The 14,311-nt window shown below is 42.0% G+C and carries 10 protein-coding genes, 4 tRNA genes and 1 pseudogene; 12 read left to right on the plus strand and 3 right to left on the minus strand.

Features of this window, described 5'->3' with window-relative positions; translation table 11 throughout:
* Positions 1–59 precede the first annotated feature (59 nt).
* From QE382_RS21690 to QE382_RS21730, 9 genes are all read left to right on the plus strand, one after another.
* Entirely contained in the window at positions 60–2,228 is a 2,169-nt protein-coding gene (locus QE382_RS21690; RefSeq protein WP_307187743.1) for a M1 family aminopeptidase, read from the plus strand.
* Between the two features lie 59 nt (positions 2,229–2,287).
* Positions 2,288–3,043 (plus strand): UDP-2,3-diacylglucosamine diphosphatase, encoded by a 756-nt coding sequence (locus tag QE382_RS21695; RefSeq protein ID WP_293879487.1) that lies wholly within the window; start codon positions 2,288–2,290, stop codon positions 3,041–3,043.
* Positions 3,025–3,615, plus strand: coding sequence for a Crp/Fnr family transcriptional regulator (locus QE382_RS21700; RefSeq protein WP_293879486.1), 591 nt, complete (start codon positions 3,025–3,027; stop codon positions 3,613–3,615). Before QE382_RS21695 ends, QE382_RS21700 begins: the two co-directional genes overlap by 19 nt.
* A 61-nt stretch (positions 3,616–3,676) precedes the next feature.
* Entirely contained in the window at positions 3,677–4,006 is a 330-nt protein-coding gene (locus tag QE382_RS21705) for a DMT family transporter (RefSeq protein ID WP_293956252.1), read from the plus strand.
* 98 nt (positions 4,007–4,104) lie between these two features.
* Positions 4,105–5,178 carry a peptide chain release factor 1 gene (gene prfA, locus QE382_RS21710; protein WP_293956251.1) on the plus strand — a complete coding sequence of 358 codons (1,074 nt, stop codon included), beginning with the start codon at positions 4,105–4,107 and terminating at the stop codon, positions 5,176–5,178.
* A 74-nt stretch (positions 5,179–5,252) separates the two neighbouring features.
* Positions 5,253–5,326, plus strand: a tRNA-Asp gene (locus QE382_RS21715).
* 59 nt (positions 5,327–5,385) lie between these two features.
* Positions 5,386–5,462: transfer RNA gene (locus tag QE382_RS21720), tRNA-Asp, on the plus strand.
* Positions 5,463–5,493: 31 nt separating this feature from the next.
* A tRNA-Asp gene (locus QE382_RS21725) sits at positions 5,494–5,567 on the plus strand.
* 24 nt (positions 5,568–5,591) lie between these two features.
* Positions 5,592–5,668: transfer RNA gene (locus QE382_RS21730), tRNA-Asp, on the plus strand.
* 227 nt (positions 5,669–5,895) lie between these two features.
* Here the strand turns inward: QE382_RS21730 and QE382_RS21735 are convergent.
* Entirely contained in the window at positions 5,896–6,729 is an 834-nt protein-coding gene (locus QE382_RS21735) for a discoidin domain-containing protein (RefSeq protein ID WP_307187744.1), read from the minus strand.
* Complete coding sequence (locus QE382_RS21740; RefSeq protein WP_307187745.1) at positions 6,674–9,943, minus strand: glycoside hydrolase family 2 TIM barrel-domain containing protein; 3,270 nt, start codon at positions 9,941–9,943, stop codon at positions 6,674–6,676. Before QE382_RS21740 ends, QE382_RS21735 begins: the two co-directional genes overlap by 56 nt.
* Positions 9,944–10,335: 392 nt before the next feature.
* Between QE382_RS21740 and QE382_RS21745 the strand changes: the two are divergent.
* Positions 10,336–10,910, plus strand: a pseudogene (locus QE382_RS21745) (RNA polymerase sigma factor).
* A gap of 24 nt (positions 10,911–10,934) precedes the next feature.
* Positions 10,935–12,041 (plus strand): S1 family peptidase, encoded by a 1,107-nt coding sequence (locus QE382_RS21750; RefSeq protein WP_307187747.1) that lies wholly within the window; start codon positions 10,935–10,937, stop codon positions 12,039–12,041.
* Between the two features lie 78 nt (positions 12,042–12,119).
* On the opposite strand, the gene QE382_RS21755 is transcribed toward QE382_RS21750, so the two are convergent.
* Complete coding sequence (locus QE382_RS21755) at positions 12,120–12,755, minus strand: peroxiredoxin (RefSeq protein ID WP_307187748.1); 636 nt, start codon at positions 12,753–12,755, stop codon at positions 12,120–12,122.
* Between the two features lie 418 nt (positions 12,756–13,173).
* Between QE382_RS21755 and QE382_RS21760 the strand changes: the two genes are divergently transcribed.
* Positions 13,174–14,310 (plus strand): acyl-CoA dehydrogenase, encoded by a 1,137-nt coding sequence (locus QE382_RS21760; protein WP_307187749.1) that lies wholly within the window; start codon positions 13,174–13,176, stop codon positions 14,308–14,310.
* Position 14,311: the final 1 nt, after the last annotated feature.

The following is a 14,311-nucleotide window of genomic DNA, read 5'->3' on the forward strand; positions in this document are numbered from 1 at the left end:
ATATTTCTAGGACAGCCGAAATTTCTTTAGATTTATTTAAATCTTGATTTACTAAAACCATGTTCAAAAAAATCATATATCTTTTAGTAGGAATTTCCATGCTGCAAACGGGTGTCAGCAATGGTCAGCAACTACCGGTGGACCAACAGTATAGAGCCACTCCTACCAAGATCAACAATCTTGTGCACACCAAGCTGGATGTGCGTTTTGACTATACAAATCAATTCCTCCATGGAAAAGAGTGGGTTACATTGCAACGCCATTTTTACCCGACAGACTCCCTTCGCCTCGACGCAAAAGGAATGGATATCAAACAGGTGTCTTTGGTTAATGATCAGCAGCTGGTTCCATTAAAATACAACTATGATAACAACTCGCTTTTGATCAAGCTCGACCGCAAGTATCTCGCAAAAGAAAAGTACACGATATACCTCGATTATACTGCAAAGCCTAACTTATTAAAAGCACAGGGAAGTGCAGCAATCAATGATGCAAAAGGACTTTATTTTATCAATCCTGATGAGCGTACGCCAAATAAGCCGCGCCAGATATGGACACAAGGCGAAACAGAAGCGTCTTCAGCATGGTTTCCAACCATCGACCGTCCAAATCAAAAGACCACGGCCGAAATCTCCATGACTGTCCTTGATAACTATGTGAGTTTATCGAATGGAGCATTGATTAACCAACAGAAGAATCAGGATGGTACACGCACGGATACCTGGAAAATGGATCTACCACATGCCCCCTACTTGTTTATGATGGCCGTTGGCGATTTCAAAATCTATGCCGATAAGTACAATAATATCCCTGTTGACTATTACCTAGAGCCGAAATATGCGCCTTATGCGAAGGATATTTTTGGGAAGACGCCGGCCATGATGGACTTTTATAGCAAAACACTGGGTGTCCCTTACCCATGGAATAAATATGCACAGATCGTCTGCCGTGATTATGTTTCAGGTGCGATGGAAAACACCAGTGCAACATTGCACGGTGAACATGTACAAAAGACGAGACGTGAATTGTTGGACGATAATCAGGAGGGAACGATTGCACACGAACTGTTTCACCAGTGGTTTGGCGATTTGGTCACAGCAGAATCTTGGTCCAATCTGACCATGAATGAATCTTTCGCCACTTTCGGCGAGGTTATCTGGCGTGAACACGACGGAGGTAAAGATCGTGGCGATAAATCGAGGTTTGAAAAACTCCAGTCTTACCTTAACACGACTAAACATGGAAAGAGCCCAGCTTTAGCACGCTATTATTATCACGATAAAGAAGATATGTTCGATAACATCAGCTATGCGAAAGGATCATTGATTCTGTATGCCCTAAAGGCGCAGATGGGGGACGAAGCATTCTATCAATCGCTAAAAAAATATTTGACAGACAATTCTTTTAAGACCGGCGAACCGCAACAGCTGCGTCTCGCTATGGAAGAGGTGACCGGAAAAGACTGGGCTCCATATTTCAATCAATGGTATTACCAAGGTGGGCATCCAATGTTAAAAATCACGACAAGAACGGGAGAGAACAGTGTCATACTGAACGTAGCCCAAATTCAAGATTCTAGCGTGCAGACATTCCAGCTTCCTTTGACCGTCGATATCTATACAAAAAATGGGAAGATCAGACAGACCTTTCAACTCAACAAGCGGAATGCCCAATTTATGATTCCGTTACCTGCTGCTGTTGAATTTATCGATATTGATCCCGAAAAAGTGCTCGTTGGCCAAATTGAAATCGATAAGTCAGCTGCCGACTATCGGTATCAATATGAGTATGCACCTTCCTTTGCCAACCGCGTCGGCGCGATTGCCTACGCCTCAAAAAATCCGGCGAATACCATCAGCCAGCAAATCTTAACTGAAGCTTTAAAGGATACCGATCCCGACCTTGCTGCAACAGCAATTCAAGGTCTCGATCTAAGCAATCCCGCAGTCCGCAAATCAACAGAAAAAACAATCTCGACACTTGCAGAGAAATCCGAAGCCTCTGTTATCCGTGCCTCTGCGATCCAAAAGCTCGCGCAGACAAAAGATAAAAAATACAAAAGTCTAATATTGAATGCTGTAAACGACAAATCCTATATGGTTATCGCAAGTTCGATCATGGCGATAAAAAGTGCTTATCCCGATCAACTTCAGCAGTCTTTAAAGCGCATTGATCCCGATGCCATGGATTATCTAAAGGCGCTCATCACCGAATTATCTAAATCATAGCAAAATATATAATGGAGGCGAATTTTGTATTCGGCTCCATTTTTTTTAGTTTTGGCCACATGTCAACAAGAACAAAAATTTATTTTGCCTCCGACTTTCATCTTGGATCGTATCCCTTGGAACGCTCACGGGAAAGGGAGCTGCAAATTATACAGTGGCTAGACCAGATCAAAACAGATGCTGCACAGCTCTATCTTGTTGGTGATATTTTTGATTTCTGGTTTGAATATACCACGGTTGTCCCGAAAGGCTATATCCGCTTTTTGGGTAAATTAGCCGAAATTTCGGATCTTGGCATTCCCATTACTTTATTTAAAGGAAACCACGATATGTGGATGTTTGATTACCTCAAAAAGGAATTAAATGTTCGGATCATCGACAATGAGCTGGAGTTAGAGCTCAACGGAAAACACGTTTATATTCACCACGGCGATGGATTAGGTTCGGGAGATTACAAATACAAGATACTCAAGAAAGTATTTCGGAGCCGTTTCTGCCAATGGTTATTTGCACGTTTACATCCAAATCTTGGCATTGGAATCGCGACACGCTGGTCAAAACATAGCAGGCTTTCGAATAATGAGGACGAAAAGTTTTTGGGCGAAGACAAAGAATGGCTAATTGGCTATGCGAAGGAAGTTGAGTCCATACAGCATCACGACTATTATATTTTTGGACATCGACATCTGCCCTATGATATTAAGCTGAATCCCAATAGCCGCATCATAAATTTGGGCGAATGGATAAACTACCATACCTACGCAGTATGGGATGGTGAAAATTTACGTTTGGAGAAATGGGTGGGCAGATCTTAATTTCATTATCGGATTGCCTCCATGGCTATCACTCTCTTTCGGGGGAAAGCACTTCAAAATTGGAGCAGCTTAGTCAAAAGATCACCGTGAAAAGAAATAGCCTATTAATCGAACAGGACAAAACGCAAAAAGACATCTATTTTTTGGCCTCGGGTTTAGCACGGGTTTATTACGAGACGCCCAAACGTCAGATTACCCTTGATTTTGTTTCCCCCGGAGGAACACTTATTTCCATGAATAGTTATGTGCATGATACCCCAGGTTACGAAAACATCGATCTGCTGGAGGACAGTGTAGTCTATCGCATCAACCAGCAACAGCTTTTTGAGCTCTACGAAAGTGATATCGCGATTGCCAACTGGGGGAGAAAGATGGCTGAACTCGAATTTATAAAAGCCGAGCACCGCACAATGGCGAAGCTTTTTAATACTGCGCAGGAGCGTTATGCAGAACTCCTTCAAAAATACCCCCAATATATCCAGCGCATCAAACTGGGGTACATCGCCTCCTATCTCGGTGTTAGTCAAGTTACTTTAAGTCGGATTCGCGCGAATATTCATACAAATTTTTAACATTTGTAAAAACTATTATCGCCCAAAAGAAGGAACTTTGTCTGTAAACAAAGAAAAGGGTATGAACTGGATATTTTTAATATTGGGTGGATTATGTGAAATTGGTTTCACCACCTGTTTGGGTAAAGCGAAAGATGCAACCGGGACTGGACAATGGCTCTGGTATGGGGCCTTTGTGGTCTTCCTTTTTGCGAGTATGGGCTTATTGATCAAAGCTACACAGACACTTCCGCTGGGTACCGCTTATGCTGTTTGGACGGGGATCGGTGCCGTAGGAACAGTTTTAATGGGAATCATTTTCTTCAAGGAGCCAGCAGATTTCTGGCGCATATTCTTTATTTTCACACTCATTGCCTCTATTGTGGGACTAAAAGCAGTTTCCTCTCATTAATAGCCGGCTAGGTAGTTTAAAAGCAACAAAATTTCCTTACTTTTGTACACTCAATAGTAACCTAGGGCATACATTCCTAGAAGAAGCATTTTTGAAATATGTTAGATAAATTACAAGCGATAAAGGAAAGATGGGAAGAAGTGGAAGCTGAATTGAGCAACCCTGAAACCATGCAAGATATGAAACGTTTTGCCAAATTGAATAAAGAATACAAAGATTTGGGCAAGATTGTGGATCAGTACCATATTTACAGAAATATGGTCAGTAATATTGACACCAATAAGGACATCATCATGAACGAGAAGGATCAAGAACTTCGTGAGATGGCTAAAGAGGAATTGGATCTTTTATACGTAGCAAAAGAAGAAAAAGAAGAAGAAATTCGCTTAATGTTGATTCCAAAGGATCCTGAAGACGCGAAAAACGCCATTATCGAAATTCGTGGTGGATCGGGCGGTGATGAAGCAGCTTTATTTGCTGGCGACCTCTATCGCATGTACACACGTTATTTTGAGACCAAAGGCTGGCGTAATGAGGTCATGGATGTTACCGAAGGAACTTCTGGCGGTTATAAGGAGGTAATATTAAAGGTAATCGGTGAAGACGTTTATGGACAACTGAAATACGAATCAGGTGTACACCGCGTACAACGCGTTCCAGATACGGAAACGCAAGGTCGGGTACATACGTCCGCAGCGTCGGTAGCAGTTCTTCCTGAGGCGGAAGATGTAGATGTTGAAATTAATCCTGGTGACATTGAATTACAGACGTCCCGTTCGGGCGGTGCCGGTGGACAGAACGTCAACAAGGTAGAAACAAAAGTACAATTAACGCATAAACCGACGGGTATCGTTGTTGTTTGTCAGGTCGAACGTTCCCAATTAGCCAACCGTGAGTTAGCGATGGAGATGTTGCGTAACAAACTTTACGAGCTTGAGCTGAACAAAAAGAACGGCGACATCGCCGCAAAAAGAAAAACATTGGTATCAACAGGAGACCGTTCGGCAAAGATCCGTACCTATAATTACCCACAAGGTCGCGTAACAGAGCACCGTATCGGAATGACCATGTACAACTTGCCGGCAATTATGGACGGTGATATTCAAGGAATTATCGATGCACTGCAATTTGCGGAGAATGCAGAGAAGATGAAAGACGGTCAAGTAGATTAGTTTTTTTTTCAAAAAATCTTTGCAGATACGTAAACAAACGCTATATTTGCACACCTTCTGAGGAGAAGGGTTGAGGTCTGGTAGTTCAGCTGGTTAGAATACATGCCTGTCACGCATGGGGTCGCGGGTTCGAGTCCCGTCCAGACCGCTTCAAAAGAGAAAGCAATCTCTTACGTTCTTTAACAAAATAAGTTTTTAAGATTTTTAGGTCTGGTAGTTCAGCTGGTTAGAATACATGCCTGTCACGCATGGGGTCGCGGGTTCGAGTCCCGTCCAGACCGCCAAAAATTGTTAAAAACAATCTTTAAGATTTTAGGTCTGGTAGTTCAGCTGGTTAGAATACATGCCTGTCACGCATGGGGTCGCGGGTTCGAGTCCCGTCCAGACCGCTAAAATTTTAAAAACACATTGTTGGTCTGGTAGTTCAGCTGGTTAGAATACATGCCTGTCACGCATGGGGTCGCGGGTTCGAGTCCCGTCCAGACCGCCAACAAAAAAGCATCATTTATAATTAAGTGATGCTTTTTTTTTGCTTTAATAAGCCAACTTCTACTTTTTTAATTCGTATTGACAAGCATCCGCAGAGTCGTCCAGTTTTGAGAAGCTGCGGCGAATCTCCCAATTGTGTTGCGCTGACAAAAGCTATATACTGTGCGAATAAAAAAGCCGGTATGCTGTCGTTGCAGCATACCGGCCGGTACACATCAAGTTATCTATTTACTCCGCTATCACCATAAATTCAGCACATGATGCATAATCATCCCCCCGTTGTGCGTTAAGTCCTGTAAAACGGATATAACGTCCCTTAACAGGCTGCTCAAATCGAACCGTTTTTAGTTTTTTATTCCGTTCAAAAGATCCCGACATCACATCTTCCCAGTTCTTCCCATCTTTACTCACCTGAATTTTGTAATCCTTAATATCACCATTCGGTCCATCCTGTCTTGGCAGGAAAGTGAAGCCCTTAATTGTTTTGCTACTTCCAGCGTCAAAATCAACCCAATGTGGATACTGTGCTACGGTAACCGAATACATCGTATGCCAAATCGAGGAAGGATCTCCATCCAATAGGTTCTTGGCATCACCTTCACCAGTTTCCTCACTTGAAGCAAAGACCACTTCCATTGGAATAGTCTCGATTTTTGTGTATTGCTGTGTTACCTTTAATTTCTCATTATGCTGATACCAAGCGGTTAGGGTACCACCGGCCCGTAAATCAAAAGGTGCTTTGTAGACACTTGCTTTTGCGTTGTTCAAACGGTACAATACAGGCTCACTTTTATTTCCTGCCAGCATGGAAACCTCACCATTGGAACTTCTCACGATTGAAATTGGCGCATCTCCTGCAGTCGCTACCTGAACCTTCTCCATCATATCATTGTTCTGAATCGGACGGATAATAAAGCCTATAGACGTAGGCATCGCTTTCACGCGGTCTCTTTCCAACGGCGGCCCTTGTCCGCAGCTGTTGCCACCAAGCCCTGTTACGGCTGCATCAAGATGAACGTGTACCGCCCGAACTCTTTGGTAATTGATAAGGGTGCGGAGCAAAGGTCAACTCAAGCTCACTATAGTCCAAAGCGGATGTTGATAAATGCTCTTTCGCAACAAAAACAACTCCCTGTCCGGCATTATTTGTCAATGCTGTCCAACGCACATCCTCATTGTTGCTCATATTTTGTGGATTAGGCCATGGCACGAACTGATCTTTTACGGTGCTTTTGTGCCATTCAATAAATTGTGCTGTTTTCCGATCAGCATAATTGTTGATCGGTCCACGTCCATAATAACTATAGTTGCTGTATTCAGCAGGCAGTTGCAAAGAATAGCCGAGCCGCGCTAAAACCACACTCGTATTATTGGATGTAATACGCGAAGATAATTCTATGGAGCCATCCTTATAGATTGTCCAGATCTGATTGCTTGTAAATTTAAAGTCGTCCTCACCAAAAGGCTTATCTGTATGCTCTTTAAGGGTGTAGGTTCCCGAAGTTCCCCCCAACAAAGACGCACCATAAGGGGCTTGCGATTCAACCGTAAACGCCAATACAACTGTTCCATCTTTCTTGGTATAACTGTTTGAAGACAAAACCTTATGTTGCAGGTTATGCAATCCTTTTTCAAACCATTGTTGGTAAGCCCAGTTGTCATTGTCAACCGGAGCACGTAGTGCATCCAATTTTGGTCCTTCGCCATCGCGGATAACGTGTTTACCGGCATATGTTAGATTATATATCGAGCCTGTTTTATTATCAAACTTCGCGATAAACTGATCTCCCTTCACCACCTGCAAATCACCTTCTTTGGAAAGTACCGGAGCTCCACCTTTTGCAACAGATGAAATCAGCGGTTTCCTTTCAGCAGCTTTAACAAAAAGCTGTTCCTCCATCTGGACAAAACCTTTTGTTGCCCATGGCCTATCTTCTTGGAGTATAAACTGCACTTTCACAAAATATTCCGACCCCGCATCTAACTGCGCATAATTTATCGGCAATGTAAGCTGCTTGCGTTGGCGCGCTGTCGGCAAATCCGCTGTGCTGATCGTGCCTTTGCTATTTGTTACTTCTACACCGTCTTTGAATAACGACCACTGTACCTGATAATCGGATAGATCCTTAAAATAATTTTTATTAAATAGTTCAATTTTACCCTGCTGCATATCAACAGCCTTTACGCCCGCATTTTGGTACACTTTCTTTACCTCATAATACTGCGGTTTAGGTCTCATATCGGCAAAGATCAACCCGTTGTTAACAAAGGTGCCGTCATTGGGTTTATCTCCAAAATCACCACCATAGGCCAGGAAGCGTTCTCCGGTCTTTTTATCATAATAGTACATGGCCTGATCGATCCAATCCCATATGGCGCCGCCCATAAAGAAGTTGGTCGATTCGATGGCTTCCCAATAATCAATTAAGTTACCAACAGCATTCCCCATGGAATGTGAATATTCAGAGATATGGTAGGGATATTTTAATTTATACGTCCCCTTTACAGCACCTCTGACCCAGTCAATCGAGGGATATTGGTTGGACCCCATATCTACGATTGCATTGTTACGTTCGTATTGAACAGGTCTTGATGTATCAATTTTCTTGATGGCCTGATAGGCTGCTACAAAATTATCGCCGGGACCAGCTTCGTTTCCTAAAGACCAGATGACGACAGCCGGATGGTTAATGGTCGAATGCACCATTTCAATATTACGGGCCACATGTGCATTCTTCCATTCAGGAACATGCGAGAGAGATTCTTTGCCATAATAATACTCATGACTTTCAATATTGGCTTCATCCTCCAGATAAATTCCATATTTGTCGCATAGGTAATACCAATACGCAGGTTCAGGATAATGCGAATTACGAACGTGGTTGATATTGGCCCTTTTCATCAACTTTACCTCAGCTTCCATCTGTTCTCTCGTCACCACTTTCCCATGCTCCGGGTTAGTCTCGTGCCGGTTGACCCCTTTTAGCTTAACTGTTTTGCCGTTGATATAATAATAACGGCCAGCTAGCCCAAATTCATCATCCTCCGCTTGGGTATCTTTAATTTCAACCTTTCTAAATCCAACATAGGTGGAAACAGTCTCAACAGTTTTGTTGTTCTTATCCTTCAACTCAGCCACCAAAGTATACCGATACGGTAACTCTGCCGACCATTTATTCGGATGTTTAACATTCAGTGTCGCGGCTACGCTATTAGAAGCCTGACTGCCCAGGGTAGGAACAAGTGTAGATGCTTCGGTTTGGTCTACAAGCGTATTTTCGTCACTATATAGCTTATTCTTATAAAGTGAATACACTAGTTTATAGCCCTCGGCCTGCTTGCTGCTAAGATTGCGTATCGTGCTGGTAATTTTCAACGAACCATTTTCGTAGTTGCTATCCAAATCTGGAATAGCTGCCAGATCACGAATCTGCACTTTTGGCGTAGAAGTCAGGGAAACATCGCGAAATATACCGGGCAGCCTGAACATATCCTGAGCTTCCAAAAAGGAAGCATCGGAACTACGATAAACTTCAACAGCCAACACATTTTCAGCACCCTTTTTTAAGTAAGGTGAGATGTTAAAAGACGCAACATTTCTTGAATTTTTAGAAAAACCGACATATTTGCCATTGATCCATAGGTAGAAAAAAGAATCCACCCCATCAAAATTGATAAATACCTCGCGGCCGTCCCAGTCGGTAGGGACTGTAAAATTGCGTCGATAAGATCCAACTTCATTACGATAAACATAGGTCGTCCAATCCGCCGCTGGTGTACGCATTACACCACCTTTCCAATCGCCGACCTTTACCTGATGATGAAAGATAACTCGCTGGTTGGTATAAATAGGCACGCCATACTTTAAGCTTCCATCTTTTTGTATACCAAAAATATTCCAGCTCATGGGCACAGGCACCGATTCCCAGCCACCAACATCATATGTAGGATGATAAAAATCCTTTGGCCGCTCCTCCGGAGTCTTCACCCAGTTGAATTTCCAGGATCCATTGAGCGAAATCCAATAGTTACTGTGCTCGGGAAGTACTTTTCTTGCACTTTGCACGTTTTTAAAAGAATAGAACGAAGCATGTGGCAGTTCTTTATTCAATGATAATAGTTGGGGCGATTCCCATTCATTCCCTTTTGGAGACTGTGATGCTCCATACTGAAAACCGTCGATAGCAGATGTGGTGGTCTGCCCTATCGTGAAACTTGTGTTCAGAGATAGCAAGGAGGCTAGAATCGTCGAAAAAATAAGAGATGTTCTTAACATAATGTCGTTGAGCAATTTAGACTAGGAAACCAAATGTAACTTCATTTTATAGTAATAACAAGCAGATTATGAAAGCACTCGATTGCGAAACTTTTTCGATACAATCGAAGATCCTTTTGCTCACTTTCGTGTGCTTCAACAGTCGAGGAAAGTTCTTCTGGCGGATATGCTGCAAAGCGAATAACAACATCAAAAAAAGATCCCAAGAAAAACTTGCCGCGCTGAGAAATAGACTGCACTATTCCAATAAAAAACAAATGCTTTCGGTTATCAGGAATAAGCAGTATTTTTGGATAGATTTCGCTTTAAACAAATAAAAATTGGCGTTTGAAATTATTTCGAATAATTTTATTTTTCAAAGGGTTACAATTTAAGCATTAAGGTATTAATAGGTGAGTAAATTCAGTAAATCAGTCCTGCTAGAAAATGATGAGCAAATCATTGAAGGCATCAAAGACGGCAACAGCTTCGCGATAGATGCTATCTATAAGCGTTATTATCCGTCTATAAGCCATATGATCTTGCAAAATAATGGAAGGGAGGATGAAGCGAAAGATATCTTTCAAGAAGCTGTCATTGTGCTCTACGATAAAGTTTCCAAAGGGAACTTTGAGCTCAGCAGCAAACTTAAAACATATCTCTACTCGATTTGCAGAAGGCTTTGGCTTAAGCAACTCAATCGTGCTGGTTTTGGCAATAGTGACATTCGCGGTTATGAAGATTCCTTGTTTGAGGAAGAAGATCTACACAACAGCATCAAGAACTTGAAAAAAAGTTCGACCAAATGGAGCTTGCCTTAGAGAAAATGGGAGAACCCTGTAAGACAATCTTACACGATTTCTACATCTTGAACCATTCGATGCAGGATATCTGTGAAAAATTTGGTTATACCAATACAGATAATGCCAAGACTCAGAAGTATAAATGCCTGCAACGGCTGAAAAAAATATTTTTTTCAACAGATTAAAATTTGAGTAACACCATGGGAACAATGAATCAAAAAGAATTTTTCGAATTAGCAGATCAATATCTTCGCGGCGAATTATCGACCGAGGAACAGGCTGCATTTGAATCTTTCTGCGCTGAACACCCCTCCTATGCTGCCCAATTACAACAACACCGCGAATTTGTTGCCCATATGAAAGAAACTAACCATCGTCTAGATTTTAAAAATGCATTGGCACAATCAGCAAAAGAATACCATAAAACCCAAAGTAAAACGACCAAGGTCGTACCAATGAAGCAATCAACGGTGATTTCACTTTGGGAACGTATCAAAGCCAGTTCTTTGGTCGCTGCAGTAGTCGCGGTATTTGCGGTATTTGGCACATTATGGTTGAGCGGTTATTACAGCACCCTCGAAAAGGCTTCTTCCGATTACAGTGCATTGCGTAGAGACATGAACAATGTCAAAAAGAACGTCAATGCCCACAATGCTGCAATCAAAGATATCAACGACAAAAAATCAGTAAAAGGTACGGAGAGCCAATTTGGCGCAACAGGCTTTATGTTGACAACAGATGGTTATGTTGTCACTAATTACCACGTCGTTAGTGGTGCCGATTCGATTTATTTGCAAAATAATAAAGGCGAATCCTATAAAGCACAAATCGTACATACTGATCCAAGCAAAGACTTGGCTATTTTGTACATCGCTGATAAGAACTTTAAGAAAGTTAAAAGCTTACCGTACACATTCAAAACATCAACTTCAGATCTTGGGGAAGATATCTACACCATCGGCTTTCCCCGAGATGAAGCCGTATATGGTCAGGGATATTTAAGTTCATCAACAGGTTATGCCGGTGATACGATTGCATATCAGATATCCGTACCGGTTAATCCAGGTAATAGTGGCGGTCCTGTATTGGATAGCAGAGGTAACGTTATTGGTATTATTTCTGGAAAGCAACGCGGAATTGATGGTGCAGCCTTTGCTATCAAAACAAAATCAATCTTGAATGCTTTAGCGGACATTCCAACGGATTCTTTGGTTACGGGTCTTAAGATCAACAAAAAGAACAGTTTGGCAGGTTTACCAAGAACAGAACAAATCAAGAAAATGCAAGACTATATCTACATGGTTAAAGTCTATTAAGCTGCATTTATAACCCATAAAAAAAGGCAACGTTGAAAAACGTTGCCTTTTTTTATGGGTTATTTCGAACCCCTCAACCTACAGATTTGGTTGCGGCGTTGTTCTCAAATATGGTTTGACCTCTTTATATCCTTTCGGGAATTTCGCCGGGATGTCTTCAGTCTTTATCGCTGGAACAACAATAACATCTTCGCCATGCTTCCAATCTGCAGGTGTAGCTACTTGATAATCTGCGGTTAACTGCAACGAATCAATAACCCGTAAAATTTCATCAAAATTACGACCTGTTGAGGCCGGATATGTCAAGGTCAATTTAATCTTTTTATCAGGGCCTATAATGAATACCGAACGCACAGTACTTGTTGCAGAAGCATTCGGATGGATCATATCGTATAATTCGGATACATGATGATCTTCATCGGCGATAACCGGGAAATTCACTTCTGTATTTTGTGTCTCATTGATATCCTTGATCCAGTTTAAGTGATCGTTTACATTATCTACACTCAGCGCAATCGCCTTTACACCCCTTTTGTCAAATTCAGATTTTAACTTTGCTGTACGCCCCAACTCTGTGGTACATACCGGTGTATAATCTGACGGGTGCGAAAAGAAAACGACCCAGCTATCTTTAATATAATCGTGAAAGTCTATTTCACCAATGGTAGTTTGCGCTTTAAAATTTGGCGCTTCATCTCCTAATCTTAAACTCATAATCTTATTTTTTTAAAGGTGTTTACATTCTATAGTCTACAAATATAGTAGATTAAATTTAGCAAACAAGTAATTCTTCATTTTTTTAAATTAATATGAAAAAACTACGCTCATCTCATCTACCGTGTATATATGCAGTATATGTTTTATCTGGGTTGTGGCATGTCTTGAACTGATGATGTGCACTCAAAATCAGTGGAAATTCTACGATTTCATTATCCGTTCGCATTAGGCTTAAAAGCACAAAAAGTTAATCGCGCAATTACTATGCTTGCATAATATATATTTTGTATATTTGAGTATAGCTTTACTTTGAGCTTCTAAACGGATGATGTGTTGAGAAAAACGCTTTGAAAGCAAACCTTATGAGATAACTAGTTATCGGCTCGGTAAATGATAAACCAAAAATAGGAATACCATGAATTTTGAATTAAGCGAAGAACATAAAATGATCCGCGATGCAGCGCGGGAATTCGCCCAGGAACTAAAGGCTGGGGCAATAGAACGCGATGAATCCGCTAAATTTCCCACCGATTTTGTCAAACAGATGGGCGAACTTGGATTTATGGGTATCATGACTCCGGAAATTTATGGCGGAGCTGGTATGGATACGTTAGCCTACGTGCTCGTACTGGAAGAAATTGCCAAAATTGATGCCTCTGCGGCCGTTATTGTCTCCGCTCACAATTCCCTAGTATTATATGGACTTAATGCTTTTGGGACGGAAGAACAGAAACAAAAATACCTGGTTCCATTAGCAAAGGGGGAGAAATTGGGTGCATTTGCGCTATCCGAACCCGAAGCCGGTTCTGACGCCTCGTCACAACATACAACTGCAGAAGATAAAGGGGATCATTATTTACTAAATGGCACAAAAAACTGGATCACGAATGGGGGGCATGCAGATATCTATCTTGTCATTGCACAGACACATCCTGAAAAAGGTCATAAAGGAATCAATGTATTGATCGTCGAAAAAGGACTGCCTGGATTTACCGTTGGCCCGAAAGAAAACAAATTGGGTATCCGCAGTTCGGATACGCACTCACTCCTATTTTCCGATGTTCAGGTTCCGAAAGAAAACCGTATCGGAGAAGATGGCTTCGGATTTAAATTTGCGATGAAAACACTCGATGGCGGTCGTATTGGCATCGCTGCGCAGGCCTTGGGAATAGCTGCTGGCGCCTATGACCTTGCTTTGGCTTACTCAAAAGAGCGAAAGACCTTTGGAAAGCCGATTTCCGAACATCAGGCCATACAATTTAAATTGGCCGATATGGAGGTCGAGATCGAGGCCGCCCGGCTTTTGACATATAAAGCTGCCTGGACTAAAGATCAAGGACTTCCTTACGGTAAGGAAGCAGCAATGGCCAAATTACATGCGTCTGAAGTTGCCATGAAACACACGGTGGAAGCTGTACAGATCCACGGTGGCTATGGGTACGTAAAAGAATATCATGTTGAAAGGTTAATGCGCGACGCAAAAATCACGCAAATCTATGAAGGGACCTCTGAGATTCAACGTCTGGTGATCGCGCGCGAGATCTTGCGGTAGC

Origin of the sequence: Sphingobacterium zeae (genome assembly GCF_030818895.1) — a bacterium.
Taxonomy (GTDB): Bacteria; Bacteroidota; Bacteroidia; order Sphingobacteriales; family Sphingobacteriaceae; genus Sphingobacterium; species Sphingobacterium zeae.